26 protein-coding genes and 4 tRNA genes are annotated in these 26281 nt (G+C 71.9%); 15 read left to right on the forward strand and 15 right to left on the reverse strand.

Translation table 11 applies throughout. The features are described from left to right. Positions 1–10 precede the first annotated feature (10 nt). The 7 genes from ACX80K_RS01345 to ACX80K_RS01375 form a co-directional block, all read right to left on the reverse strand. Entirely contained in the window at positions 11–1321 is a 1311-nt protein-coding gene (locus ACX80K_RS01345; protein WP_459270077.1) for an HRDC domain-containing protein, read from the reverse strand. Between the two features lie 168 nt (positions 1322–1489). Next, complete coding sequence (locus ACX80K_RS01350; RefSeq protein ID WP_459270659.1) at positions 1490–2107, reverse strand: DUF3000 domain-containing protein; 618 nt, start codon at positions 2105–2107, stop codon at positions 1490–1492. 116 nt (positions 2108–2223) lie between these two features. Further along, positions 2224–3291, reverse strand: a complete 1068-nt coding sequence (locus ACX80K_RS01355; protein ID WP_459270660.1) for a threonine aldolase family protein — start codon at positions 3289–3291, stop codon at positions 2224–2226. Between the two features lie 36 nt (positions 3292–3327). Then, on the reverse strand, positions 3328–4032 hold the full coding sequence (locus ACX80K_RS01360) for an SDR family NAD(P)-dependent oxidoreductase (RefSeq protein ID WP_459270078.1): 705 nt from the start codon (positions 4030–4032) through the stop codon (positions 3328–3330). Next, positions 4029–5393 carry a DUF6421 family protein gene (locus ACX80K_RS01365; RefSeq protein ID WP_459270079.1) on the reverse strand — a complete coding sequence of 455 codons (1365 nt, stop codon included), beginning with the start codon at positions 5391–5393 and terminating at the stop codon, positions 4029–4031. The genes ACX80K_RS01360 and ACX80K_RS01365 overlap by 4 nt, the downstream gene beginning before the upstream one ends. 216 nt (positions 5394–5609) lie before the next feature. Then, entirely contained in the window at positions 5610–6038 is a 429-nt protein-coding gene (msrB, locus tag ACX80K_RS01370) for a peptide-methionine (R)-S-oxide reductase MsrB (RefSeq protein ID WP_459270080.1), read from the reverse strand. Positions 6039–6052: 14 nt separating this feature from the next. Then, a complete protein-coding gene (locus ACX80K_RS01375; RefSeq protein ID WP_459270081.1) occupies positions 6053–6538 on the reverse strand; it encodes a hypothetical protein in 486 nt (161 codons plus the stop codon). 100 nt (positions 6539–6638) lie between these two features. Here ACX80K_RS01375 and ACX80K_RS01380 point away from each other — a divergent pair, with 100 nt between their 5' ends. After that, positions 6639–7916, forward strand: coding sequence for an alpha/beta hydrolase family protein (locus tag ACX80K_RS01380; RefSeq protein WP_459270082.1), 1278 nt, complete (start codon positions 6639–6641; stop codon positions 7914–7916). Here ACX80K_RS01380 and ACX80K_RS01385 read toward each other — a convergent pair. Both ACX80K_RS01385 and ACX80K_RS01390 read right to left on the reverse strand, forming a co-directional pair. Further along, the gene (locus ACX80K_RS01385; protein ID WP_459270083.1) at positions 7900–8355 is read right to left on the reverse strand and encodes a SufE family protein; all 456 of its coding nucleotides are present in this window, start codon (positions 8353–8355) and stop codon (positions 7900–7902) included. The two genes, ACX80K_RS01380 and ACX80K_RS01385, sit on opposite strands and share 17 nt — an antisense overlap. After that, the gene (locus tag ACX80K_RS01390) at positions 8352–9278 is read right to left on the reverse strand and encodes a sulfurtransferase (protein ID WP_459270084.1); all 927 of its coding nucleotides are present in this window, start codon (positions 9276–9278) and stop codon (positions 8352–8354) included. Before ACX80K_RS01390 ends, ACX80K_RS01385 begins: the two co-directional genes overlap by 4 nt. 270 nt (positions 9279–9548) lie before the next feature. On the opposite strand from ACX80K_RS01390, the gene zapE reads away from it, so the two are divergent. Continuing rightward, positions 9549–10580: a cell division protein ZapE gene (gene zapE / locus ACX80K_RS01395; protein WP_459270085.1), complete on the forward strand. Its 1032-nt coding sequence runs from the start codon at positions 9549–9551 to the stop codon at positions 10578–10580. A gap of 146 nt (positions 10581–10726) precedes the next feature. On the opposite strand, the gene ACX80K_RS01400 is transcribed toward zapE, so the two are convergent. From ACX80K_RS01400 to ACX80K_RS01420, 5 genes are all read right to left on the reverse strand, one after another. Further along, positions 10727–10978, reverse strand: coding sequence for an antitoxin (locus tag ACX80K_RS01400; RefSeq protein WP_459270086.1), 252 nt, complete (start codon positions 10976–10978; stop codon positions 10727–10729). Between the two features lie 147 nt (positions 10979–11125). After that, a tRNA-Gly gene (locus tag ACX80K_RS01405) sits at positions 11126–11199 on the reverse strand. A gap of 26 nt (positions 11200–11225) precedes the next feature. Continuing rightward, positions 11226–11300 (reverse strand) — tRNA-Val (locus ACX80K_RS01410). Between the two features lie 26 nt (positions 11301–11326). After that, positions 11327–11397, reverse strand: a tRNA-Cys gene (locus tag ACX80K_RS01415). A gap of 52 nt (positions 11398–11449) precedes the next feature. Then, positions 11450–11523, reverse strand: a tRNA-Gly gene (locus tag ACX80K_RS01420). A 172-nt stretch (positions 11524–11695) separates the two neighbouring features. On the opposite strand from ACX80K_RS01420, the gene ACX80K_RS01425 reads away from it, so the two are divergent. The 5 genes from ACX80K_RS01425 (at position 11696) to rpe (ending at position 16662) form a co-directional block, all read left to right on the forward strand. Continuing rightward, positions 11696–12571, forward strand: a complete 876-nt coding sequence (locus ACX80K_RS01425) for a cytochrome (protein ID WP_459270087.1) — start codon at positions 11696–11698, stop codon at positions 12569–12571. A 188-nt stretch (positions 12572–12759) separates the two neighbouring features. Then, on the forward strand, positions 12760–13371 hold the full coding sequence (gene def / locus ACX80K_RS01430) for a peptide deformylase (RefSeq protein WP_459270088.1): 612 nt from the start codon (positions 12760–12762) through the stop codon (positions 13369–13371). Next, positions 13368–14348, forward strand: coding sequence for a methionyl-tRNA formyltransferase (locus tag ACX80K_RS01435; protein WP_459270089.1), 981 nt, complete (start codon positions 13368–13370; stop codon positions 14346–14348). Before def ends, ACX80K_RS01435 begins: the two co-directional genes overlap by 4 nt. Beyond that, on the forward strand, positions 14345–15943 hold the full coding sequence (locus ACX80K_RS01440) for an RsmB/NOP family class I SAM-dependent RNA methyltransferase (RefSeq protein ID WP_459270090.1): 1599 nt from the start codon (positions 14345–14347) through the stop codon (positions 15941–15943). Before ACX80K_RS01435 ends, ACX80K_RS01440 begins: the two co-directional genes overlap by 4 nt. 56 nt (positions 15944–15999) lie before the next feature. After that, on the forward strand, positions 16000–16662 hold the full coding sequence (gene rpe, locus ACX80K_RS01445) for a ribulose-phosphate 3-epimerase (protein WP_459270091.1): 663 nt from the start codon (positions 16000–16002) through the stop codon (positions 16660–16662). Between the two features lie 30 nt (positions 16663–16692). Here rpe and ACX80K_RS01450 read toward each other — a convergent pair whose 3' ends face one another. Next, positions 16693–17352, reverse strand: a complete 660-nt coding sequence (locus ACX80K_RS01450) for an acVLRF1 family peptidyl-tRNA hydrolase (protein WP_459270092.1) — start codon at positions 17350–17352, stop codon at positions 16693–16695. Between the two features lie 81 nt (positions 17353–17433). Here ACX80K_RS01450 and ACX80K_RS01455 point away from each other — a divergent pair, with 81 nt between their 5' ends. The 8 genes from ACX80K_RS01455 to ACX80K_RS01490 all read left to right on the forward strand — a co-directional run bounded on the left by ACX80K_RS01455 (position 17434) and on the right by ACX80K_RS01490 (position 26263). Continuing rightward, positions 17434–18936, forward strand: a complete 1503-nt coding sequence (locus ACX80K_RS01455; protein ID WP_459270093.1) for a replication-associated recombination protein A — start codon at positions 17434–17436, stop codon at positions 18934–18936. Positions 18937–19242: 306 nt separating this feature from the next. Then, the gene (rpsD, locus tag ACX80K_RS01460) at positions 19243–19869 is read left to right on the forward strand and encodes a 30S ribosomal protein S4 (RefSeq protein ID WP_104181758.1); all 627 of its coding nucleotides are present in this window, start codon (positions 19243–19245) and stop codon (positions 19867–19869) included. Positions 19870–20022: 153 nt separating this feature from the next. Further along, positions 20023–20397 carry a DUF948 domain-containing protein gene (locus ACX80K_RS01465; protein ID WP_459270094.1) on the forward strand — a complete coding sequence of 125 codons (375 nt, stop codon included), beginning with the start codon at positions 20023–20025 and terminating at the stop codon, positions 20395–20397. A gap of 23 nt (positions 20398–20420) precedes the next feature. Next, positions 20421–20699 carry a DUF6167 family protein gene (locus ACX80K_RS01470; RefSeq protein WP_459270095.1) on the forward strand — a complete coding sequence of 93 codons (279 nt, stop codon included), beginning with the start codon at positions 20421–20423 and terminating at the stop codon, positions 20697–20699. 181 nt (positions 20700–20880) lie between these two features. Continuing rightward, positions 20881–23559, forward strand: coding sequence for an alanine--tRNA ligase (gene alaS / locus ACX80K_RS01475; protein WP_459270096.1), 2679 nt, complete (start codon positions 20881–20883; stop codon positions 23557–23559). Next, positions 23556–24182: a Holliday junction resolvase RuvX gene (gene ruvX / locus ACX80K_RS01480; protein ID WP_459270661.1), complete on the forward strand. Its 627-nt coding sequence runs from the start codon at positions 23556–23558 to the stop codon at positions 24180–24182. The genes alaS and ruvX overlap by 4 nt, the downstream gene beginning before the upstream one ends. After that, positions 24179–25390 carry an endolytic transglycosylase MltG gene (gene mltG, locus ACX80K_RS01485; protein WP_459270097.1) on the forward strand — a complete coding sequence of 404 codons (1212 nt, stop codon included), beginning with the start codon at positions 24179–24181 and terminating at the stop codon, positions 25388–25390. The genes ruvX and mltG overlap by 4 nt, the downstream gene beginning before the upstream one ends. 9 nt (positions 25391–25399) lie before the next feature. Further along, positions 25400–26263: a shikimate dehydrogenase gene (locus ACX80K_RS01490; protein WP_459270098.1), complete on the forward strand. Its 864-nt coding sequence runs from the start codon at positions 25400–25402 to the stop codon at positions 26261–26263. The last annotated feature ends 18 nt before the right edge of the window (positions 26264–26281 follow it).

The raw sequence follows: 26281 nt of genomic DNA on the forward strand, positions 1-26281 counted from the left end.
TCCCTCGGGGTCAGTCGTCGGACGGCTCCTGGGCCGGCTGGCGGCTCTTGGCGGGGAGGGGGTCCGGGTCGAGGAAGGCCACCGTGATGATCGCGGCGACCTGCTCGACCTGCCAGGGGCGCGCCCCGAGCTCCGTCAGTGCTGCGGAGACCGATTCGAGCGTCAGGTCCACCGGGGGACGCCACGCGATGCGTCGCAGATAGTCAGGGGTGAGCAGGTTCTCGACGGGCATGCCGAGCTTCTCCGCATGATGGGCGACCCGAGGCCGTGCGGTCTGCAGGCGTGCGGCCGCCTCGGGATCCTTCTCGGCCCACACCCGCGGGGGCGGTGGGGCGTTCGTGGAGACGTGGAGGGGCGGGAGGTCCGTCAGCTTGCGGGCCTCGCCGATGCACTTCAGCCAGCGTGGCGCCTCCTTCTGCGCCGCCCGGCCGTGGAAGCCCTTCGTGGCCAGCAGCTGAGGAACGGTGGAGGGCATGGCCTTCGCCGCTGCCACGATCGCCGAGTCGGGGATGAGGCGGCCCGGTGCCACGTCGCGGCGCTGCGCGAGATCTTCGCGTTCGAGCCACATCTGCCGGACGGCGGCGAGCTGCCGCCGGTCACGCAGCTGGTGCAGCCCGGAGGTGCGGCGCCAGGGGTCGACGCGCGGCTCCGCCGGGGGAGTGCTGCGGATGTGCTCGAACTCCTCCTCCGCGATGGCGAGCTTCCCGTCCTGCCGCAGCAGGTCGGCCAGCTTGTCCCGCAGTTCCGGCAAGACCTCGACGTCGAGTGCCGCGTAACGGAGCCACGGCTCCGGCAGCGGGCGCTTCGACCAGTCAGCGGCGGAGTGCTCCTTCGCGAGGCTGAACCCGAGCTGCGATTCGATGACGGCGGCCAGGCCCACCCGGGGGAGGCCCGCGAGGCGCGCGGCGAGCTCGGTGTCGAAGAGCCGGTCCGGCCACATGCCGAGCTCGGACAGGCAGGGCAGGTCCTGGCTCGCGGCATGCAGGATCCATTCGACGCCGTCGAGGGCGTCGTCGATGATCCGGAGGTCGTCGAACGGCTCGGGATCGATCAGCCAGGTACCGGCGCCCTCGCGGCGGATCTGCACGAGGAACGCGCGCTGTCCGTATCGGAACCCCGAGGCCCGCTCGGCGTCCACGCCCGCGGGCCCCGTTCCCGCGGCAAGGGCCGCCGCGGCCCGCTCGAGGCCGCTCTGCGTGTCGATGACGAGGGGGACGCCGTCGCGCGGCTCGGTCAGGAGGGGCAGTTCCTGGGGTCCGGGATCGACGGCGGGGTCGGGCGCTTCGGTGCTGTCCATCTGTTCGGACGTGGAGGAGGTCATGATGATTTCAGTCTATCCCCGCGGGTAGCCCCGCCCCGAAGTGGACGAACCCGCCCCGGTGGATGGTTCTCGGCCGGCCGAGGGGCCCGGCGGGGCACGCCGGCTGTCGCGGCGACCGGCAGGGACACGCGTGGACGACGGGAGCCGCGGTGTGTTCGCGGGATGTGCTCAGGACCGGCGGTGGGGCAGGTGGGCGACGCCCGCGGGCAGGGGCGGCAGGCCGGCGAACGTGCACACCATCTCGGACCACGCCTCGAGGTGACGGCGGACGTCGGAGGTCTCGGGTGTCCACGAGGCCCGGAGTTCGATGTCGATGGTGTCGGGGCGGTCCTCGAGGGTCCCGTAGCTCTCGGAGAGGATCCTGGTGGCGGTGCCCCCCGTGCTGTGGTGCCGTGCGCCGTGCGTCTCGAGGGCCTCCACGAGCCAGGTCCACGCGACGGACCCGAGCAGGGCGTCGTTGCCCATGTCGGCCTCGAGCTGCGCGCGGATGTAGGTGACGACGCGGAACCGGCCGTTCCAGACCTCGGAGCCTTCGGGGTCGTAGAGGAGGATGAAGCGGCCCGTGGCCAGTTCCTCCGGCTCGGGCGATGCGAGCAGGCCACGGGCGGGCCCGTGGACCGGCAGCTGCGTGGCCTCGAAGACCTCCGCACCGAGGGCCACCGCGAACGGGGCGAGCCGCGAGGGCGCCGGGATCTCCTCGAGCCGGATCTCGCTGCGGCGGACGGCCGTCCGGAGGCCGGCCAGGGCATCGAGGAACTCGGCAGGAAGTGGCGACACGCCTCCGATAGCACTCACCCCCGCAGGCTATGCCCTGCAGGGGTGCGCTCCACGGCGACGCGCCGGTGTCCGGTGCCGTTCGGGCACCCCGGTGGGATACCTCCGGGCTGCCCGGACGGGGAGGGTCAGGCGGACACTTCCCGGCGGATCGCGTCCAGGAACGCGTCGACGTCGTCCTCCGTGGTGTCGAACGAGCACATCCACCGGACCTCTCCGGTGGCCTGGTCCCAGTCGTAGAACCGGAAGCTCTCGCGCACGCGGTCAGCAGCCCCCGGGGGGAGGATGGCGAAGACGGCGTTGGCGGTGGTCTCCTGGGTGAGCGTCACGCCCTGGATCCCGCGCGCGCCCTCCGTCAGGCGCGCGGCCATGGCGTTGGCGTGCGACGCCGAGCGGAGCCAGAGGTCGCCCTCGAGCAGCGCGATGAGCTGCGCCGAGACGAAGCGCATCTTGGACGCGAGCTGCATGTTGAGCTTCCGCAGGTAGTCCAGGCCCGTGGAGGCCTCCTGATCCAGGACGACGACGCACTCGCCGAACATGAGGCCGTTCTTCGTGCCGCCGAAGGACAGGATGTCCACCCCGGCATCCCGCGTGAAGGCGCGCAGCGGCTGGCCCAGGGCCGCCGCGGCGTTCGCGAGGCGTGCACCGTCCATGTGGACGCGCATGCCGCGCGCATGGCAGTGGTCGGCGATCGCCCTGATCTCGGCGACGGAGTAGAGCGTACCGAGCTCCGTGGTCTGGGTGATCGAGACGGCCAGCGGCTGCGCCCGGTGCTGGTCGCCCCAGCCCCACGCCTCCCGGTCGATGAGCTCGGGGGTCAGCTTGCCGTCGGGCGTGGGGACGGACAGGAGCTTGAGGCCGCCGACCCGCTCCGGTGCGGCGTTCTCGTCCACGTTGATGTGCGCCGTCTGGGGGCAGATCACCGCGCCCCAGCGCGGGAGGATGGACTGCAGCGAGAGCACGTTGGCACCCGTGCCGTTGAACACCGGGTAGATCGAGATGCCCTCGCCGAAGTGGTGCTCCATGACCTCCTGCAGCCGGGCGGTGTACTGGTCCTCGCCGTAGGCCACCTGGTGCCCCTCGTTCGCGGCCGCCAGGGCGGCGAGGACCTCGGGGTGCACGCCCGAATAGTTGTCGGACGCGAAGCTGCGCGAGGTGCGGTCGTGCAGGGGCGCGGGAACTGTGGCTGGGATCATCGTGTCGGTCACCGTCCCATTATCCCCGAGCGGGGCTCATGCCCGGACGGCGTCGATGCGGGCACCGTTGACCTCGCCGGCCGGCGCGCCGGGCAGGGAGGCGAGGATCCGGGCGAGGTCGTCGACGTGCGTGAAGCCCGGGAACGACCGCTCGGGATGCTGCTGCCGCATCGCGTCGTCCACGAGGGCCTTGACGACGACCGCGGTCGCGGCCGCCTCGGACCCGTCCTTCGCGAAGCCCTGCGCGACGGCCTGCAGCCAGGCGTCGACCGACGCCTTCACCGCGGCGTAGGAGGCGTTGGCTGCGGTGGGCGCCGTCACCGCCGTCGCGGTCACGGCCGCGAGCCGCCCGGCGCCGGCGGAGAGCTGGTCGTAGAACGCGCGGCTGGTGTTGAACAGCGTGAGGAACACCGAGCGGTGCAGCAGGTCGTAATCGGCCGTGGTCTGGGTGGTGATGCCCCGGCCGCCCCGCCAGCCCCCCACGAGGTGGAACAGCGCGTCGGCGCCGCCGTGGTCGGCGAGCACGCGGTCCGCGAGGCCGCCGACCGCGGCCTCGTCCGTGAGGTCGCACTCCTGGCGGTCGACGCCGTCGAGCCCGGCGAACGCCGCCTCGAGGCGTCCGGCGTCGGAGCCGACGGCGACCACGGTCAGGCCGTCCCCGATCAGGCGACGCGTGAGCGCGACGCCGGCGGCACTCGTGGCGCCGGCCACGACGGCCGTGCGGCCCGGGGCGGCGCTCACGCGGTGTGCGCGGTGATGCCCGCGGTCGACTCGATGACGGGCTTCATCTTGCGGTCCAGGGCCTCGAAGAACATCGAGAGCGGGAACTCGTCGTCGAGCACGGCGTCGGTGAGACCGCGCGGCGGCCCCAGGAGCTCGAGGGCGTCCGGACCCTTGGCCCACACAGAGGCCGGGTGCGGGGTGACCGTCGCGGAGACCAGCTCGTAGGCGGCGAGCCAGTGCGCGGTCTTGGGGCGGTCGATGGACCGCCAGTACAGCTGCTCGATCTGCTCGCCGAGGGCGACGACGACGTCGGCCACCTCGTCCCAGTCGATGGTCAGCTTCGTGTCGGTCCAGTGCAGCACGCGGTGCTGGTGCATCCACGCGAAGAGCAGCTGGCCGCCGAGGCCGTCGTAGTTCCGCACGCGGCTGCCCGTGATGCTGAAGCGGAAGATGCGGTCGAAGATGACGGCGTACTGGACGAGCTTCGCGTGCCTGCGCGCCTCGGGCGATGCGTCGTCGTCGTGCTCGATCCGGACGGACTCGCGGAAGGCCGTGAGGTCGCAGCGCAGCTCCTCGAGCGAGTACAGGAAGAACGGCATGCGCTGCTTGATCATGAACGGATCGAAGGGCAGGTCGCCGCGCATGTGGGTGCGGTCGTGGATGAGGTCCCACATCACGAACGTCTCCTCGGTGAGCTTTTGGTCCTCGAGGAGTTCGAGCGCGTCGTCGGGCAGGTCGAGGCGCGTGATGTCGGCGGCGGCGCGGACGACGCGACGGAACCGGGCCGCCTCGCGGTCGGCGAAGATGGCGCCCCAGGTGAAGGTCGGCGTGGAGCTGACGGCGACCGTCTCGGGGAAGAGCACGGCCGAGTTGGTGTTGTAGCCGTCGGTGAAGTCGAGGAACCGGATGGGCACGAACAGCGCATTGGAGTAGTCGCCGGCCTCGAGCTCGGCGATGAACTCCGGCCACAGGACCTCGATGAGCACGGCTTCGACGAGGCGGCTGGTGCTGCCGTTCTGCGTGTACATCGGGAAGACGACGAGGTGCTGGAGGCCGTCGGTCCGGTCGAGCTGGGGCTGGAAGGCCAGGAGCGGCTCGAGGAAGTCGGGGACACCGAAACCGCCCGAGCGCCACGCCTCGAAGGCCGTGACCGTGCGGCCCAGGTACTCGGCATCGTGCGGGAACAGGGGAGCGAGCTCCTGCACGGCGGTGATGATCGCGTCCGTCGCGGCGGCGGCCTCGGCGTGGTCCTCCGCGTCGGGGACCGAGCCGTCCTTGACCTGCAGGAGGCGCAGCTGATGCGCCGCGGCCTTGAGGGCGTGCCACGCCGCGTGCTCCTGCGGCTCGTGGTCGACGGGGGCGAGCGGGGTGACGGTCATGGCTCCTGCTTCCTGTGCTGGGTGGATCGCTGTCGTGCCGTGACAGTAGCAAGGCGGACAGAGATTCTTACCCTCCACACACCGTCAGTGCAGCGATGCTTATGCTCGTTCCCCGCCCCGATGAGCCGAGAACCAGCGGGACCTGACCTCACCGACAGGAAAGGCCAGTCCGAGGACTGGCCTTCGCCGTGCCGTTCCGTGCTGATCCGTCGAACGCTACTCGCTCGCGGGCACCAGCTTCATCGAGACGGAGTTGATGCAGAAACGCTGGTCGGTGGGCGTGTCGAAGCCCTCGCCCTTGAACAGGTGTCCGAGGTGCGAGTCGCAGCGGGCACAGCGCACCTCGATCCGTTCCATGCCGAGCGACCTGTCATGCAGGTAACGGACCTTGTCCTCTGCGAGCGGCGCCCAGAAGGAGGGCCATCCACAGTGCGAGTCGAACTTCTCGTTGCTCGTGAAGAGGTCGGCGCCACAGGCGCGGCACGCATAGGTGCCGGCGGTCTTCGCGTCGTAGTACTCCCCGGTGTACGGGCGCTCCGTGCCGGCCTCCCGCAGCACCTGGAACTCCTGCGGGGTCAGTTCCTGCCGCCACTCGTCGTCGGTCTTCCGGATCTCGGGGCGGTAGGCATCATGTTCGGTAGTCATAGTGCGTGCAACGCCTAGGAGTCGCCAATAAATCCCGAGCCCGAGTACAGGTGCAGCACGGCGATCCCGAGCTTGTCCTGGGCCCGGTTGGCCCAGTCGCGGTGGAGGGTGTCCGCCACCGCGTGCGGGCGGGTGATGACCACGGCCTGCCCTGCACCGGTGTCCGCGGCCTCCTGCACGAGGGCGTCCACGGGGTTCCCCGTCGTCGTCCGGCCGCGTGCCGCGAACCCCTCGTCCGCAAGCAGCCGCAGCGATTCCCCGAGCGCCGAGCGCGCCGCGGCCTCGTCGTGGCGCCGGTCGTCCGCGGAGAACGAGCGGAAGGCCTCTCCCACCTCGAGGAGGCTCAGGTGCCTGAAGAACTCGCCGAGGACGGACTCGTCGCGGTCCTCGGGGATGAGCACGACGACGTCCGCGGGTTCCTCCCCCTGCAGGGACCGCAGATTGGAGAGATCGGGCAGGGTCAGGGCTTCCTCGGTCAGCACGAGGATCGTTTCCGTCATGGCGTCACTGTACTGCGGGACCCCGGCCGCGGGCCGCGAGCACCGGCGCGAATCGATTCCGCTTGGCGGGTCGGGGTGCAAGCAGGGTAGAAATGGAGCTATGGCAACTGGAACGTCGACGCCCGCGGTGCAGCGGGCCCCTGCGCCCTGGCTCAAGTGGACGGCGCTGGGCGTGGGGGCGGGGGCGGCCCTCGCCTCCTCGGCGGCCGGCGCGGTCTCCGGACTCGCGGTGTACTTCGCGCGGCAGATCGTGACGCCCGCGCGCGGCCGCGAGGAGAACCTGGACATCCTGGCCGTCGTGGGACCCGCGGGGAACCAGACGGTCATCCTTCCCGCGAACGACGACACGACCGTCGAGGGCACCTACAGCCTCCACTTCGACCGCGGCGAGGGCCATGCCCGGCTCGGGGCGATCCGCTCCTACGTGCCCCGCGAGGGGACGGTGGAGCGCGAGGTGGAGAGGGTCTATTCCGGCGACCTCGCGTCCGCGACCCGTGGCTGGTGGGGCGGCGCCACCTACCCGTCGCCGTCGGCCCTCGGCTTCGCCGACGAGGAGGTCCTCATCCCCGTCGAGGGCGGCTCGGCGCCGGCATGGCTCGTCCGGGCCGAGGCGCCGGCCCGCACGTGGGCCATCATGGTGCACGGCCGAGGTGCCTCGCGCAACGAGGCGCTTCGCGCGCTCGCGCCGGCGCGGAGGCTCGGCCTGACCAGCCTCGTCCTGTCGTACCGGAACGACGGCGAGGCCCCCTCGGCGCCGGACGGCCGCTACGGCCTCGGGATGACCGAGTGGCACGACGTCGACGCGGCGATCGACTACGCGGTCGCCCACGGTGCCCGCGACGTCGTGCTGTTCGGCTGGTCGATGGGCGGCGCCATCGCGCTGCGGACCGCGGACCTCTCACGGCACCGGAGCCGGATCACGGCCCTCGTGCTCGACGGGCCCGTCATCAACTGGATCGAGGTGCTCGCGCACCATGCCGAACTGAACCGCATCCCCGCCCCCGTGGGGCGGCTGGGCCAGTACCTGCTCGCGAGCCAGCGTGCCCGGCGGATCACGGGGCTGGCCGCGCCGCTGGACCTCAAGAGCATGGACTGGATCGCCCGCGCCGAGCAGCTGACCCTGCCGACCCTCGTCCTGCACAGCGAGGACGACGAGTTCGTCCCGATCGGTCCCTCGGCCGAGCTGGCCGCCAGGAACCCGACCTTCGTCACGCTCGAGCGGTTCCACCGCGCCCGCCACACGAAGGAGTGGAACGTCGACCCGCAGCGGTGGGAGTCCGTCGTCGAACGCTGGCTCGACGGCCTACTGTTCGGCCGCACGCTCCCCGGCGGGAAGGTGCCCGACGTCGGGACGCCCGACGCTACTGCGCTTCCCTGACCTGCGCTTCCCTGATCTTGCGCTTGATACGGCCGAGCATCGCCGCCATGCCGCGCATGCGCAGCGGCGTGATGGCCCGGGTGAGTCCGAGGCGGTCCGGCACGTCGTCCGGCACCGCCAGGACCTCCGCGGCGGGCAGGCCGTCCAGGCCTTCGAGGAGCACCCCCGCGAACCCGCGGGTCGTCGGAGCCTCGGGTGGTGCCGAGAAGAAGAGATGCACGGGCCGCTCCGGCGCGGCGCCGATTTCCATGGTGAGGAACAGCGGGCTCTGGCACTCGACGACCTGCTCCAGCAGTTCGGGATGCTCCCCGTAACGCTCCGGCAGCGGCGGGAGCTCGCGGGAGAAGTCGAGCAGGAGCTGCAGCCGGTCCGGCTCGGTCAGGTCCTGGAAGTCGTCGATGATCTCGGCGAGCTTCGCAGGAATGGCCCCGGTGGTCATCGGGCGGCCTGCGCCGTCGAGGCCGCCCGGGCGGGTGCCTCGCCGGGCTCGGTGCCGCGGACGATCGGGACGCGGACGGCGTTGCCCCACTCGGTCCAGGAGCCGTCGTAGTTCCGGACCTTCTCGAAGCCCAGCAGGTGCGTGAGGACGAACCACGTGTGGCTGGACCGCTCGCCGATCCTGCAGTACGCGACGACGTCGTCGCCGTCCTGCAGGCCCGCTTCGTCCCGGTAGATGGCGTCCAGCTCGGCGCGCGTGCGGAACGTGCCGTCCTCCGCCGCGGCCCGGGCCCAGGGGACCGACCGGGCGGTGGGGATGTGGCCCCCGCGCAGGGCCCCCTCCTCCGGGTAGGCCGGCATCGTGGTGCGGGCGCCCGTGTACTCGTCGCCCGAGCGGACGTCGATGAGGGGCTCGCCCAGGTGCCCGAGGACGTCGGCGAGGAAGGCCCGCACGGGAGCATCGTCCCGCGCGACGACGGGATAGTCGGCGGCCGTCACGTCTGGCTTGTCCGTGGTGATGTCCCGGCCCTCGGCGACCCACTTGTCACGGCCGCCGTCGAGCAGGCGGACGTCCTCGTGGCCGAACAGGGTGAACACCCAGAGCGCGTAGGCGGCCCACCAGTTGCTCTTGTCCCCGTAGATCACCACGGTCGAGTCGCGCGAGATGCCCTTGGCGGTCATCAGCCGGGCGAAGCCCTCGCCGTCGATGTAGTCGCGGGTCACCTCGTCGTTCAGCTCGGTGTGCCAGTCGATCTTGACGGCGCCGGGCACGTGGCCGGTCTCGTACAGCAGCACGTCCTCGTCGGACTCGACGACCACGAGACCCTCGGACCCCAGATGGTCGGCAAGCCACGCGGTGGAGACGAGCCGCTCGGGGTGGGCGTACTCGGCGAACTTGTCGTGGGGATCTGCAGTCAGGGTCATTGCGGCCTCTCGGATGGCTGGGGGCACGCGCGGCGTGCTCCTTCAGGGTCTTTCCACCTAGCCTAACCACGCGGGCGGGCGATTGCTTCCGGCGGATCGGGTGGTTGCGGCGGCCCGGCACGACCCGGCGCCGGGGTCCGGTCAACCCCGGGATCCCGCGTGCTCCCACGCGGGCACGCGCGGGCGCTTGCCGTAGTCTTGCCTAGCGGGACGGCGGCGTGCAGGGCCGTCTCCGTCACCCCTCCCGGAAAGAGAAAGCGGTCCAGATCCGTGCCAGTCATCGAACACCTGACAGAGCGTTCCCCGAAGGTCTCCGTCGATGAGTTGCTGGACGGGTTCTATCCATCGCCCCGCTTCGGCGAGGTGTCCTTCGACACCTACCGCCCCGATCCGCAGCAGCCCTCGCAGTCGGCCGCCGTCACCAGGCTCCGCGAGTTCGCGGTCGCGGTCAACGAGCCCGAACCGTCGGGGCTCCGGAAGCTGTTCGGCGGGAAGAAGACCCCGACGCGCGCCGGCATCTACCTCGATGGCGGGTTCGGCGTCGGCAAGACCCACCTCCTGGCCTCGCTGTGGCACGCGTCCTCGGGCAGGAAGGCGTTCGGCACCTTCGTCGAGTACACGAACCTCGTCGGAGCGCTGACCTTCCGCAAGACCGTCGACGCGCTCAGCAGCTACAGCCTCGTCTGCATCGACGAGTTCGAGCTCGACGACCCCGGGGACACGGTCCTGATGTCCCGCCTCATGCGGGAGCTCGCCGACGCCGGCGTGAAGCTCGCCGCGACGTCCAACACCCTCCCCGGCTCCCTCGGGGACGGGCGGTTCGCGGCCCAGGACTTCCAGCGGGAGATCCAGGTCCTCGCGGACCAGTTCGAGGTGGCCAGGATCGACGGCGAGGACTACCGGCACCGCGGTCTGCCGCAGGCCCCGGAGGCGATCGACGACGCCGCGCTGCAGGAGCGGATCGCCGCGTACTCGGCCGGAGTCCTCGCCGAGGACGATTTCTCAGCACTCATCCGGCACCTGGCCGACGTGCACCCGAGCCGCTACCGGCAGCTCCTCGACGGGGTCGACGCAGTCGCCTGGCACGACGTGCAGACGATCACGGAGCAGTCCGTGGCCCTGCGGTTCGTGGTCCTCGCCGACCGCCTCTACGACAGGGACGTGCCGATCATGGCGAGCGGGACCACCTTCGACAACCTCTTCACCGAGGAGATGATGGGCGGCGGGTACATGAAGAAGTACTACCGCGCCGTGTCCCGCCTGACGGCGCTCGCACGGCAGGGGAGCGACGTCGCGAGCTAGCGGCGCCGGGCGGGCACCGCGTCCCGCCGCTCGGGCAGCCCGCCGACGCCGTAGCGCCCGGTCACCCGGGGCATTCCCCCGGACCATGCAAGAAGCGCCGGTGCCGCCTCTCGGCGGGACCGGCGCTCCTCATTGCCAGGCTGGGATCACACGGCCGGCGGAGGGGTAGGGCCGATGTCGCCCTTGCCGTCCTTCTTGTCGATCGAGTCGACCATCTTGGATGCTTTCGTCTGCACTCCGTCGATGTGGCGCGAGTACTTGCCATGGGTCCGGCCGTCGACGAAATCGCCGGCCTTCCCGATGCCGTTCTTCACCTTGTCGGAATTGTCGCCAATGAGTTCGGTCGCCTTACCCGCGAGGGTGCCGGCCTTGCCCTTGAGCCCGTCCAATAAACCCACGGACACCTCCTTTCGGTCGTGGAAACGCAGTACCGTTTCCGCTCCGTCGAGTATAGGCGAGGAAGATGGGTGTGCGCTGGGAGCGCCGGCCCCGGTCGTCGACATCGGGGCACAAGAAAAGACCGGCCTCGGAGGGGCCGGTCTGCGAGCGGACGACGGGATTCGAACCCGCGACATCCACCTTGGCAAGGTGGTGCTCTAGCCAGCTGAGCTACGTCCGCAAAAAAGCGCCCCCAAGGGGGCGCCGTGGTGGGCGATACTGGGATCGAACCAGTGACCTCTTCCGTGTCAGGGAAGCGCGCTACCGCTGCGCCAATCGCCCATTCTCATGGTGCTCGTCCTGTACCGAGGTGGGGACGGGATTCGAACCCGCGTGGACGGCTTTGCAGGCCGCTGCCTCGCCTCTCGGCCACCCCACCGTAATCGGATCACTCCGGTCACCGGACTGATCCGGCCATACAGTGACTTGCGAGCGGACGACGGGATTCGAACCCGCGACATCCACCTTGGCAAGGTGGTGCTCTAGCCAGCTGAGCTACGTCCGCAGAAGAAAAACAGAGCCGAGAACGCCGTTCCATGCGGTGCATTTCGCGGTGTTTCTTCGTTTTCCAACGAGAGAAAACTCTATAGGACGTTTGGGGGTTCGTCCAATCGGCGTGCCGCCGCAGCGGGGGCGGGCGGAGCCCTGCTGTCAGAGGTACCTGCGAGACTGGACCCATGACCGCCCCGCTCCTCGCACATGCCACACCCCATGGCAGGATGTACGCCCGATCCACCTCGGAGCAGCCCTCCGTCCCGTCGATCACCACCGTCATCTCCCAGCTCCCCACGTCGCTCGGCGGCTGGTTCGGCCACATGGCGGCCAGCGCGCTCTCGCGGGACCCGCGACTGCCCGGAGCCCTCGGCAACCCGGCGGAGCTGCGGTCCGCGGTCAGGGATGCCGCCTCCGCGGCCGAGCGCTACCGCGACGAGGCGGCGCTCCGCGGCACCCGCGTGCACCATTACTGCGAGCAGGTGGCGCTGCGCGCGCTCGATCGCCCCGACGAGCTCGACGCCGCCCGCCTCGCCCTCGAGGAGAACGGTGAGGCCGGCTTCGGCCAGCGGTTCGACGAGTGGTGGAGCCTCTACGACGTCCGGCCCGTGGAGCCCGAGCTGACCGTCTGGAACACCGCGCTCGGCTACGCCGGGACGCTCGACCTCGTCGCGACCATCGGCGGGCGCACCTGCCTCATCGACTACAAGACCAAGAACACCGACCGCGACGGCTTCGTCAAGGCCCTCGACGACAAGGTGGTCATGCAGCTCGTCGCCGGCATGAAGGCCGAGGAATGCCTCGTGGACCCGCAGAAGGGCGAATGGCGGGCCTGGCCGCACGGCGACCAGCCCCTGCTCCTCGGGGTCGCCGTCGGGCAGACCGAGGTGCGCGCCATGCGCGCCAACCCCGCGGTGCTGAGGAACCACTGGCTGCGGTTCTGCGCCCTGCGGCGCGCGTGGGAGGCCGGACTCGACGCCGAGGAGGCCGGCCGTGCGCTGCTGCCGCTCGGTCCGCCGCCCGCCGCGTCCCTGCCGACCGGGACGGCTCTGCCTGCCTGAGGCCGCCGGGGCACGGAGGCGTGCGTCCGCCGAGCCCCGGCCCGCCGGGGGCAGCAGTATCCGGTGCCGCCTCCCCGGTCACGGCACTAGGATTGACGGGTACCTCGCGGCCCAGGGCCGCGGGCAATGCCCTGTCCATCCTGCGCACTCCCACGCAGCCCTTGACCGAAGCGAGGAACCGAGCACCGATGGCCGTCCTGAGTATCCGCATGATCGGCGACCCGATCCTCCGCACACCGGCCGCCGCGGTGACCGACTTCGGACCGGAACTCGCGCGGCTCGTCGAGGACATGACCGAGACCATGATCGACGTGGAGGGAGCCGGGCTCGCCGCGCCGCAGGTCGGCGTCGGGCTCCAGGTCTTCACCTATCGCGTGGACGGCGCCGAGGGCCACGTGGTCAACCCCGTGCTCGAGACGGACGGCGCCTCCCAGGGCGAGTCCGATGTCGAGGGGTGCCTGTCCGTGCCGGGCCTCGGCAGCTACGTCGCCCGGACGGAGTGGGCGCGCGTCACGGGCAAGGACGCCTCCGGGCAGGACGTCGTGGTCGAAGGGACCGGCATGCTCGCGCGTGCCCTGCAGCACGAGACGGACCACCTGCGCGGCACCCTCTACATCGACCGGCTCGCCGGTGAGGACCGCAAGAACGCCCTCCGCGCCATCAGGAGCGCCGACTACAACCGGGTGACCTCGCGGACCGCGGCGCAGCGGTCCCTGACCCTCGGATCGAGCTTCACCCCCGGCGCGGGGACGCCGCGCGGTACCGGGCCGACCGGTGCGTTCGGCCGGGCCACCCGATGAGGATCCTCTTCGCGGGGACGCCCGAGGTCGCCGTCCCGTCGCTGAGGGCGCTCGTGGAGGCGGGCTTCGACGTCGCCGCCGTCCTCACCCGCGTCGACGCGCCCCTGGGACGCCGGAAGGTCCTGACGCCGAGCCCGGTCGCGGCAGCCGCCGATGAACTCGGGTTGCCGGTCCTCAAGGCCAACCGCTTCACGCCGGATCTGATCGAGCACCTCGGCACCCTCGGGCTCGACGCGGCGGCGATCGTCGCCTACGGCGGCATCGTCCCGCCGGCCGGGCTGGCCGTGCCCGAGCACGGCTGGATCAACCTGCACTTCTCGGTGCTGCCCGCCTGGCGCGGCGCCGCCCCGGTGCAGCATGCGGTACTCGCCGGGGACGACGTCACCGGCGCGACCACGTTCCTCCTCGAGGAGGGGCTCGACACCGGCCCCGTGTTCGGGGTCATGACGGAGACCCTCGAGCCCTCGGCGACGAGCGGCGAGGTCCTCGGACGCCTCTCGCACAGCGGCGCGGTCCTCCTCGTGCAGACGCTGTCGGGCATCGAGGCAGGCCGGATCACGGCGACGCCGCAGACGGGGGACCCGAGCTCCGCCCCGAAACTCACCATCGACGACGCCCGGATCGACTGGTCGCAGCCCGCCGTCGCCGTGCGCCGGCGGGTCAACGCCGTGACCCCCGAACCCGGAGCCTGGACCACGCTCGACGGGCAGCGCGTGAAGCTCGGCCCCGTCACTCCCGCGCCCCTCCTTCCTGGACCCGAGGCCCTTCCTGCACCCGAGGCGGACGCGGCAGGAAGCGGTGCATCCGGGGCGTCGCTCGCGCCCGGGACGGTGCGGGTCGCCGGGCGCCAGGTCCTCGTCGGGACGGGCACCGATGCCGTGGTCCTCGGCGCCCTGCAGCCCGCGGGCAAGAAGATGATGAACGCCCTGGACTGGGCACGAGGCGCGGCAGCGCGCGGAGAGCTGGTGTTCGAGTGAGTGCTGACGGCGGATCGGACAGGTCGTCCAACAGGGGATCCGGGGGCGCCGGGAGCGGCCGGGGACCGGGCTCACCGCGCGGTGCCGGCGGGGCGGGCAGGAGCGGGGGCGGAGGCAACCGCCGCCGTGACGACCAGGGGCGTGAGCGGAACCGCGGTGGGGAGCGCCAGTACTCCCAGGCCGCCCCGGCCCAGCGCACGCGCCGCGCCGACCCCGCCCGCCTCGTGGCCTTCGAGGTCCTGCGTGCCGTGGCAGCCGAGGACGCGTACGCGAACCTGGTCCTGCCGGCGGCCATCCGCAGGCACCGGCTGGACCGGCGCGACGCCGGCTTCGCCACGGAACTGACCTACGGGGCGCTGCGCGGCCAGGGGACCTACGACGCCGTGCTCGCCCGCTGCGTCGACCGGCCCCTGGGCCGGCTGGATCCGGCGGTGCTGGACGCGCTGAGGATCGGCGTCCACCAGCTCCTCGCCATGCGCGTGCCCGCCCACGCGGCCCTCGACCAGACCGTGGGACTCGTGCGCGCGGTGGTCGGCGCCGGCCCGTCGTCTCTCGTGAACGCCGTGCTCCGCAAGGTGACGGCGCACGACCTCGACGGCTGGGTCGCCGAACTCGTCGACGGCATGACGGACGCGACCGCGATCGCCGCCCTGACCCACAGCCACCCGGAGTGGATCGTCCGCGCCCTGCGGCAGGCCCTCGTGGCGCACGGCCGCGACGCCGCCGAGATCGACGCGCTGCTCGCCGCCGACAACGCCGCGCCCGTCGTGCACCTCGTGGCCCTGCCGGGCCTCGCCACGCTCGACGACGCCCTCCGTGAAGGAGCCGAACCGGGACGCCTCGCCCCCGACTCGGCCTACTACTCCGGCGGCGACGTCAGCCGCCTCCCCGGTATCTCGACCGGCACCGTCCGCGTCCAGGACTCGGGCTCCCAGCTCGTGGCCCGCGCCCTCGCCGCCGTCCCCCTCGGGGACCGGCGGACGGGCGGCCCCGAGCAGTGGCTCGACCTGTGCGCCGGCCCCGGCGGCAAGACGGCCCTGCTGGCGGCACTCGGCCGGGACACCGGCATCCACCTGACGGCCGTCGAGCCCGTACCGCACCGTGCCCAGCTGGTGCGGCAGGCGCTGCGCCCCCTGCCGGAGGAGTCCTGGACCGTGCGGGTCGGGGACGGCCGCGAGCTCGGGCAGGAACAGCCGGAGCACTACGACCGCGTGCTCGTCGACGCCCCCTGCACAGGACTCGGTGCGCTGCGGCGCCGGCCGGAATCCCGGTGGCGCCGCAAGCCCGCCGACCTGGTGAGCCTCGCCCCGCTCCAGCGGGAGCTCCTCGCCTCCGCCCTCGACGCCGTCGCACCCGGGGGTGTCGTCGCGTACGTGACGTGCTCCCCGCACCACGCCGAGACCGAGGCCGTCGTCGAGGACTGCCTGCGGAAGCGTACCGGTTTCGAGCGCCTGGACGCCGGCGCTGCGCTCGATGCCGTGAGCATCGGCGGACCGCTCGGCGCCGGGCACGGCACGAGCGCGCAGCTGTGGCCGCACGTGCACGGCACGGACGCCATGTACCTCGCGCTCATCCGCAGGACGCCCGGGGAATGAGCGCGCCCGTCGTCGACCCGAAGGCGCCCAGCGTGCCCGCAACGAAAGGAACGGCCGTGACCCACCTCCGCATCCACCCGAGCATCCTCTCGGCGGACTTCGCCAACCTGCAGGCGGAGCTGCAGCGCATCGGCTCCGCGGACGCGGTGCACGTGGACGTGATGGACAACCACTTCGTGCCGAACCTGACCCTGGGCCTGCCCGTGGTCCGGCGCATTCAGGAGGTCAGCACGCTGCCGCTCGACGTGCACCTCATGATCGAGGACGCCGACCGCTGGGCTCCGCAGTACGCCGAGGCCGGGGCGGCGTCCGTCACCTTCCACGCCGAGGCGGCGGCCGCACCCGTCAAGCTGGCCCGCGAACTCCGGGACGCGGGAGCCAGGGCCGGCATGGCGCTCCGGCCCGCCACACCCGTGGAGCCCTACCTCGACCTCCTCGGTGAGCTGGACATGCTGCTCGTCATGACCGTCGAGCCGGGCTTCGGAGGACAGTCCTTCCTGGACGTCACGCTGCCGAAGATCCGCCGCGCGGCCGAAGCCATCCGCGGTGCAGGCCTTCCGCTCGTGATCCAGGTGGACGGCGGGATCACGGAGGACACCATCCTCCGCGCCGCCGACGCGGGAGCGACGGTCTTCGTCGCAGGCTCCTCCGTCTACGGGGCCGACGACGCCGATGCGGCCATCTCGGCCCTGCGGTCCGCGGCGTCCCGGTCCGCCTGAGCCGACGTCTGCCGGCATCATCCCGGCCGGTCACGGGGCGTCGGGCGGATTGGTCACCGTGATCCGGAGGGAGAGTGCCGATCCGGCAGCCTCCTTCAGGACGGCGAACCGTGGATCCGGCACGGTCAGGAAGGGTACCTGCGGGAGCCGTGCGACGGCGGCGAGGACCGGCTCCCCGAGCGCCGCCGCCGCCAGGGTCCTGTCGCCCCCGAGCTGCAGGCACGACGGCCGGTGCTCGGCGAAGATGGCGGCGGCACGTGCCGCCGTCTCCTCCACGAGGGCGTCGGCCTGGTTCGCGCGTCGCCGCGCGAAGCGTTGCTGGGACCAGCCGCCGGCGGCGGTCCGGCCCTGGACGTAGCGGGTACCGGTCTTCGAGGACAGGACGACGCCGTCGCGCGCCACACCCACTGAATACCCGCCCCGCCGGATGAGCAGCAACCCCACCGGAGCCGTCGGATCGACGCCGGACAGCAGGGAGGCGACCGGGTCGCCGCCGTCGGCCGCGGCGGACGGGGCCCGGGGGAGGGGTGGCGTCAGCACAGCCCGGCAGCCGTTCCCGGCGACGATCTCGAGGGAGCCGTCCGGGCGTCCCGCCTGCTGCACGATGTACGCGCCGTTGCGTTCGCGGAACCGCTGCAGCCAGCCGTCGAGGCGGCGGGCCTCGACGAGCACGGACCTGGTCGTGGACACGGCGCTCCTTCGGTCCGGCCGAGGGGTCGGTCAAGGGCTCGGTCGGGGGTTCGGTCAGTGGCCCACAGTAACGTTGACGCTGTGAATGATCTATTCAGCGCGGCCGCGGACGACGACGAGGCGGACGCCTCCGCCGCCGGGACGCGTGCTGCGGGCGCCGGTCGGCCGCGCAGCCCCCTCGCGGTCCGCATGCGGCCGCGCTCCCTCGACGAGGTGGTCGGCCAGCAGCACCTGCTGGGACGGGGGTCGCCGCTGCGGACCCTCGCGGGCGAGCACGACCCCGGGGCGCATGCCGCGCCGTCGTCGGTGATCCTGTGGGGCCCGCCGGGCACCGGCAAGACGACGCTCGCCCACGTCATCGCGCGGGGACAGGGGCGGACGTTCGTCGAGCTGTCCGCCATCACCGCGGGAGTCAAGGACGTGCGGCGCGTCATGGACGAGGCCCTCACCTCGCGCGACCTGTACCGGCAGACGACGGTGCTGTTCCTCGACGAGATCCACCGCTTCAACAAGGCCCAGCAGGACGCCCTGCTGCCGGGCGTGGAGAACGGGTGGGTCGTCCTGATCGCGGCCACGACGGAGAACCCCTCGTTCTCCGTCGTGTCGCCGCTGCTGTCACGCTCCCTGCTGCAGACCCTCCGGCCGCTCGACGAGGCGGACATCCGGGGCCTGCTCGAGCGCGCCGTCGAGGACGAGCGCGGCCTCGCCGGGACGGTGGAGATGTCCCCGGAGGCGCTCGAGCACCTCGTGCGGCTCGCCGCCGGGGACGCGCGGCGCGGCCTGACCGCCCTGGAGGCGGCCGCCGGCGTGGCCCGCTCCGAGCGCGACACGCACGACGAGCACACGGCCGGTCCGGGGCGGGCCCGGCCCGGGAGGCACGGCGCGGGAGACGACGAGGACGACGAGGACGGGGACCAGGGGGACGGTGGGGCCCGGAAGGCCCTGCCCGTCCTCGTGACCCTCGAGCACGCCGAGAAGGCGGTGGACGTCGCCGCGCTGCGCTACGACCGCGCGGGGGACCAGCACTACGACGTCGCGAGCGCGTTCATCAAGTCGCTGCGCGGCTCGGACGTGGACGCGGCACTGCATTACGTCGCCCGGATGCTCGAGGCCGGCGAGGATCCCCGGTTCATCGCACGGCGGCTCATGATCTCCGCGGCGGAGGACGTGGGCATGGCCGATCCGACGGCGCTGCAGACCGCCGTCGCGGCCGCCCAGGCGGTGCAGCTCGTCGGCATGCCGGAGGCGCGCATCATCCTCGCCGAGGCTGTGGTGCACATCGCCACCGCGCCGAAGTCCAACGCCGCCTATCTCGGCATCAATGCAGCCATCGCGGACGTACGGGCGGGCCGCGGACAGGGGATCCCTCCCCATCTGCGGGACGCGCACTACCCCGGCGCGTCGCAGCTCGGCCACGGGAAGGGGTACCTCTACTCGCACGACGAACCGCACGGGATCGCCCTGCAGCAGTACGCCCCCGACGACCTCGTGGGGCGCGACTACTACCAGCCGTCGGACCGGGGCACGGAACGGGACATCTCGGCCCGCCTGGCGCGGCTGCGCAGGATCATCCGCGGGAAGTAGCGGACCCCAGGAGGCAACCCGCGACGCGGCCGGCCCGACCATTCCGGTCGATTCGGCCGCGCGGCCGCGCGACTGCTAAAGTTGGTCGCTGACTGGCAAGTCGTCGTGTACCAGCCGTCCTCCCGTGTTCCGCTGCAGGTTGTCCTGCGGCGTCGCGCGGATCGGCGGCCAGGGTCGCGGCGGACTGTAGTACCGGGAAGCGGCCAATCCCGGCTCTCCGCAAGAGGAGGCCAGCGACACAAGGAAGTGCGGACGCCCTCGTGGCGCGAGTCCGCTTCTTCGCCGCAAAAACATCGAAAGGTAAACGTGGCTAACAACACACGTGCCCGCCGGAAGGTCCGCATCTCGCGGGCCCTCGGCATCGCCCTGACCCCGAAGGCCGAGAAGTACCTCGAGCGCCGGCCGTACGCGCCGGGCCAGCACGGCCGTGCGCGTCGCAAGCAGGACAGCGACTACGCCGTACGCCTGCGCGAAAAGCAGCGCCTGCGCGCCCAGTACAACATCCGCGAGGCACAGATGGCCCGTGTCTTCGAGGAAGCCCGCCGCACCGCGGGCCTCACGGGTGAGAACCTCATCGAACTGCTCGAGATGCGCCTCGACGCCCTCGTGCTCCGTGCCGGCTTCGCCCGCACGAGCGCCCAGGCCCGCCAGCTCATCGTGCACCGTCACATCATGGTCGACGGCGCCCGCGTGGACCGCCCGTCGTTCCGGGTGGCCGAAGGCCAGCTCATCCACGTCCACAGCCGCAGCGAGACCATGGTCCCCCTGCAGGTTGCTGCCGCAGGTGCGCACCGCGACGTCCTGCCCGCCGTCCCGGGTTACCTGGACGTGCAGCTCGACAAGCTCCAGGCGCGCCTCGTGCGCCGCCCGAAGCGCTCCGAGGTCCCCGTGACCTGCGAAGAGCAGCTCGTCGTCGAGTACTACGCACGCTAGTCGCCCCATCCGACGGAGCAGTCCGCCGGTGCAGTGAGACGCACGCACGAAGAGCCCGTGGCACCCGCCACGGGCTCTTCGTTCTGTAAGGTACGAAGAGCAAGAATTCTGATGCCGCCCCCGGGGGCGGCCCCTGCGTAAAGGAGACCGCCCATGTCAGGTGGAGATATTGCCGGCCTGATAGCTGCTGGCGTGTTCGCCGTCCTGGTCCTGCTGCTGGCCGTGCCGATCCTCAAGCTCGGCCGTGTGTTCGACGAGCTGCGCAAGGCCATCCGCACCGTCACCGACGAGACCACGCCGCTGATCGGGGAGGTCACGAGCACCGTGAGCACCACGCACCAGCAGCTGAAGACCGTCGACGGCATCACCTCGAACGTGTCGGACGCGTCGGCCAACATCTCCGCCCTGTCATCGCTGGTCGCCGCGACGATCGGTGCGCCGCTCATCAAGGTGTCGGCGTTCTCGTACGGCGTCCGCACGGCCCTCGCCGGCCGTACGTCCCCCGCGCGCCGCCGCCGCAGCCGCTAGCCCCCAACGAACCGGAGAGAACGATGATCAGAAGAGTGTTCTGGCTTGCAGCCGGCGTCACGATCGGCGTCGTCGCCGTGCGCAAGGTGTCGAAGGCGAAGTCCAACCTCGGCCCCGAGGGCCTCAACCGCGCCGTCGGCCAGATCAGCGACAGCATCGCCGATTTCGCCGACGCCCTGCGCTCTGCCATGTCGGAGCGCGAGAACGACCTCCGCGCCGCCCTCGGTGTCGAACCCCCGGCCGCCCCAGCCGCCCCGGAGGCGAGCGACGCCGCTCCCGCACCCCGCCGCTCGCTCCGCTAGGACCACCCGACCGTTCCGCCGCCCCGAGGCGCCGGAACGGACGCCGTGCGGCCGCCGTCGCCCCGCGCCGACCTGCCGCGAGGACCGTCCAGGTCCTCCGGGCGCCCGGCCGTTCCCGCCGGCGCCGTCCGCGCCCGGCCCGCGCTGCCCGCGCCCCGCCCCCTCACCGAAGGATCGCCCCATGAAGTCCCACGAGATCGCCAGCCGCTGGCTGAGCTACTTCGAGAAGAACGGGCACACGGTCGTGCCCTCGGCGTCGCTCATCTCCTCCGACCCGTCGCTGCTGTTCACCGTCGCCGGGATGGTGCCCTTCATCCCGTACCTGACGGCGCGGGAGGTCGCCCCCTATGCCCGGGCGACGAGCGTCCAGAAGTGCATCCGCACGGGTGACATCGAGGAGGTCGGCAAGACCGCCCGCCACGGCACGTTCTTCCAGATGTGCGGCAACTTCTCGTTCGGCGACTACTTCAAGGCCGAGGCGATCCGCCTCGCCTGGACCCTGCTGACCAGCGAGGTGGCCGACGGCGGGTTCGGCCTGCCCGCGGAGCGCCTCTGGATCACCGTGTACCACGAGGACGAGGAGGCGCTCGGGATCTGGCGGGACACCATCGGCGTCCCCGCCGAGCGCATCCAGAGGATGGGCAAGAAGGACAACTACTGGTCCACCGGCCAGCCCGGCCCCGCCGGTCCCTGCTCGGAGATCTTCTACGACCGCGGCCCCGCGTACGGTATCGACGGCGGCCCCGAGGCGGACGACACCCGGTACGTGGAGATCTGGAACCTCGTCTTCATGCAGTACCAGCGCGGCGAGGGCACCGGCAAGGACGACTTCGACATCCTCGGCGAACTCCCGAAGAAGAACATCGACACCGGCCTCGGCCTCGAGCGCCTCGCGATGATCCTGCAGGGCGTCGAGAACATGTACGAGACGGACCAGGTGCGCCCCGTGCTGGACCGCGCCGCGGCCCTCAGCGGCAGGACCTACACCAGCGCCGAGTCCCCGGACGACCCGCACCACACCGACGACGTCCGCATGCGTGTCGTCGCCGACCACATCCGGTCCTCCCTGATGCTCATCGCCGACGGCGTGACGCCCTCCAACGAGGGCCGCGGCTACGTGCTGCGCCGGCTCATCCGCCGGGCCGTCCGCGCCATGCGGCTCCTCGGCGTGGAGAAGGCGTGCCTGCCGGACCTCCTCCCGGCGTCGCGCGACGCCATGAAGGGTGTCTACCCCGAGGTCGAGCAGGACTTCGAGCGGATCAGCCGCATCGCCTACGCAGAGGAGAAGGCGTTCCTGCGCACCATCGCCTCGGGCACCGCGCGGCTCGAGGAAGCGGTCCGCGAGTCCCTGGCGGAGGAGCGCCCCCTCTCCGGACAGGACGCCTTCGCCCTGCACGACACCTACGGTTTCCCGATCGACCTCACCCTCGAGATGGCGGAGGAGGCGGGTCTCGCCGTCGACGCCGAGGGGTTCCGCTCCCTCATGCTGGAGCAGCGGCAGCGCGCCCAGGCCGACGCCCGCGGCAAGAAGGCCGGGCACGCCGACCTCTCCGCGTTCACCGAACTGCTCGGTCGCGGGCAGACGGTCTTCACCGGCTACGACGAGCTCACCTCCGAGGCCACGGTCCTCGGCCTGCTGACCAAGGGGCAGTCGATCGCGAGCGCCCTGCAGGGCGACGAGATCGAGCTCGTCCTCGACCGGACGCCGTTCTACGCCGAGGCGGGCGGCCAGGCGGCCGACGTCGGGCTGATCACGGGCGACGGCTTCGTCGTCGAGGTCCTCGACGTCCAGCGGCCGGTCAAGGGCCTGAGCGTCCACCGCGCCGTCGTCCGTGAGGGCGAGGTGGCGCAGGGCGCGCACGCGACCGCCGCCGTCGACCGGCAGCGCCGGCACGCGGGGGAGCAGGCCCACTCGGGCACGCACATCGTCCACGCGGCACTCCACGAGATCCTCGGCCCCGAGGCCCTGCAGCGCGGATCGTTCAACAAGGCCGGCTACCTCCGCTTCGACTTCTCCTGGGGCGAGGGCATCAGCGCCGCGGCCCGCTCGGAGATCGAGGAGGTCTCGAACATCGCGATCCGCAACAACTACGAGGTCGAGACGAAGATCATGTCCCTCGCCGACGCGAAGGCGCTGGGGGCCACAGCCCTCTTCGGCGAGGCCTACGGCGACACCGTGCGCGTGGTCGAGATGAACGCCGAGTTTTCCCGCGAGCTCTGCGGCGGCACGCACGTCGCCTCGACGTCGCTCATCGGCAGCCTCACCCTGCTCGGCGAGCAGTCCGTCGGATCGGGCAACAGGCGGGTCGAGGCCCTCGTCGGCCTGGACGCCTTCCGGCATCTCGCCGCCGAGCGCGCCCTGGTCTCCGAGCTCTCCGACCTGCTGAAGGTGCCCTCCGCGCAGCTCCCCGAACGCCTCTCGGCGACGCTGGCCAAGCTGAAGACCGCCGAGCGTGAGCTCGAGCGGCTGCGGAAGGAACAGCTCGCGGTCGCCGCCGGCTCGCTCGTCGACACCGCGGTGGACGTCGACGGCGTCCGCCTCATCGCGCACGATGCCGGCGAGATCGGCGGTGCCGACGACCTGCGGACGCTCGTGCTCGACCTGCGTGGGCGGCTCGGATCGGACGCGGCAGTCGTCGCGGCGACGGCCGTCTCGCAGGACCGTCCGCTCGTGCTCGTCGCGACCAACGAGGCCGCACGCGGCGCCGGCGTCAAGGCCGGTGCGCTGGTGCGGACCGCCGCGAAGATCCTCGGTGGCGGTGGCGGCGGCAAGGACGACGTCGCACAGGGCGGCGGATCCGATGCCACCCGCATCCCCGAGGCGCTGGCCGCCATCCGTACCGCGGTGGCGGAACGCTGACGGCCGCGACAGCGGGCGACGGCGGGGGAGCGGGGCCCGCCCCGGGCACCGCTCCCTACCCCCGCGGGCCCAAGCTGGGCGTCGACGTCGGGCAGGTCCGTGTGGGGCTGGCCGGCTGCGACCGGGACGGGCTGATCGCCACTCCGATCCGCACCCTCAAGCGCGACCCCCGGAAGAACAGCGACGTGAGGATCCTCGTGCGCGAGGCGTCCGAGCGCGGCGCGGTGCAGATCATCGTGGGACTCCCCAAGAACCTCAGCGGGCAGGAGGGTGCGTCGGCGGAGATGGCGAGGACCTACGCCGCGCTGGTCGTCGGGGAACTCCGGAGACAGTCCCTGGCGGTGCCGGTACGCTTGGTGGACGAGCGGCTGAGCACGGTGTCGGCCCACCGCTCACTGCATGCGGCTGGTCTGAGCAGCCGTGAGCATCGTAAGGTTGTTGATCAGGTGGCTGCTGTCGAAATACTCCAGCACGCCATCGACACGCAACGTTCACGCGAACGGGACGTGGGGGATCCGGTTCCTGTGCGTTCTGCAGAGGGTGCCCAGAGCCCGCTGCTGACCCCTACAGAGGAGCCGGTTATCAAGGACAGTTCGCCCAGCAGGAGGGATCCGGAGTCGTGAACAACCACACCCGCCATTCCCCGGCGTCCCACGGATCCGAGGAGCAGCACGCCGACGGCTACGAGCATCCGGAGCCCGTCGAGCAGTTCTTCGCGGACCAGGACACTGCCCGCCCCACGAAGCGCCGCCCGCCGTCGAAGGCGAAGAGGCGCAGGCGCCTCCGGCGCACCGTCGTCATGCTCGTGGTCCTCATGCTCTTCGCGGGGACGGTCTTCGGCGTCGCCATGATGCTGCGCGACCTGCTCGGCCTGAACGACGTCACCGACTACGCCGGCCCGGGAGGCGAGGAGACCGTCTTCTCCGTGACCGAGGGCGCCGGCGCCCTCGCCATCGGCACGGGCCTCGAGAGCGCCGACATCGTGGCCGACTCCGCGACCTTCGTCGAGGCCCTCGGGGCCATCGCCGACGGCCGCGAGGTCCAGCCGGGCGAGTACGAGATGCGCCTGCAGATGCCCGCCGCGGACGCGGCCGAGGCACTGCTCGGCGACGATCCCTCGCTCGTCTCGTACGCCGCGGTGGCACGCGACCTCCGCCAGGGCGAGGTCTTCGACATCCTCAGCACCTCCACCGGCATCCCGCGGGCCGAGTTCGACGCCCTCGCCGCCGACCCCACCCAGTTCGGCCTCCCGGCGGAGGCCCTGTCGCTCGAGGGCTACCTGCACCCCGGGGAGTACCGCTTCGACGTCGAGGCGACCGCCACGGACATCATCACCGAGATGGTCCGGTCCACGACCGACCGCCTCGCCGAGGACGGCGTCACGGACCCGGCCGAGCAGTACCGGATCCTGACGATCGCGAGCATCGTGCAGGCCGAGGCCCAGCAGGGCGACTACGCGACGGTCGCGGGCGCCATCAACAACCGCCTCACCCCCGGCAACACGGAGACGAGCGGCTTCATCCAGTCCGACGCGTCCGTCACCTACGGTCTCGGCAAGCGCAGCTACCAGCTGACCGACGAGGAGAAGCAGGACACCTCCAACCCGTACAACACCTACGCGAACCCCGGCCTGCCGAAGGGGCCCATCGGCTCACCCGGCGACGAGGCCATCGACGCGACGGTCAACCCGGCGGACGTCCCCTTCTACTTCTGGGTGACGGTGAACCTCGACACCGGCGAGACGAAGTTCTCCGAGACGTACGCGGAGCACCTGCGCTACGTCGACGAGTACCTCGGCTGGTGCACGGACAACCCCGGACGGTGCGAATAGGTGGTGCCCGTGCCCACGGCGCCGCTCCGGGCCGCCGTGATCGGCTCGCCCATCGCGCACTCGAAGTCCCCACTGCTGCACGCGGCCGCCTACCGGGAGCTCGGCATCGACTGCTCCTACACGGCCGTCGACGTCGCTGAGGCGAGCCTGGTCGCGTTCGTCGACGGTGTGCGGGCCGCCCCCGGCTGGCGTGGCCTGTCCGTCACCATGCCCCTGAAGGCGGCGGTGGCGCGGCTCGTCGACGCCATGACGGAACAGGCCGCGATCCTCGGGGTCGTCAACACCGTCGTCGTCGACGGCGAGCCCGGCGACCGCGTGCTCACCGGCCACAACACCGACGTCGCCGGGGTGGCCAACGCACTGGCCTCGGCCGGCGTGCAGGAGCCCGGACGCGCGGTGATCCTCGGCGGCGGAGGAACCGCGGCGGCGGCCGTCGCGGCACTCGCCCGTCTCGGGTCGGCCACCGTCCGGGTGGTCGTCCGGCGGCCCGGGGCCTCGGCCGACCTCCTGCGCATCGGGCAGGCCCTCGGCGTCGGCGTCGTCCTCGTCCCCTGGCCCACGGCCGCCGACGCCGTGGCAGTGGCCGACGTCGTGGTCTCCACGCTGCCGCCCCGCGCGGCGGACCCCCTGGCCGCGAGCCTCGCCGCGGCCGGCTTCACCACGCAGGGCACGCTGCTCGACGTCGCCTACGACCCCTGGCCCAGCTCGCTCGCCGCGGCCTGGCAGCAGGCCGGCGGGACGATCGTGCCGGGCCTCGACATGCTGCTGCACCAGGCCGTGGAGCAGGTGCGCCTGTTCTTCCCCGCCACCGCACAGGACCCCCGGACGGTCCTCGACGTGATGTGTGACGCAGTGGGCGCCGCACGGCGCTGATCCCCCCGCCCCCGCATG

Source organism: Arthrobacter sorbitolis, from assembly GCF_054510995.1.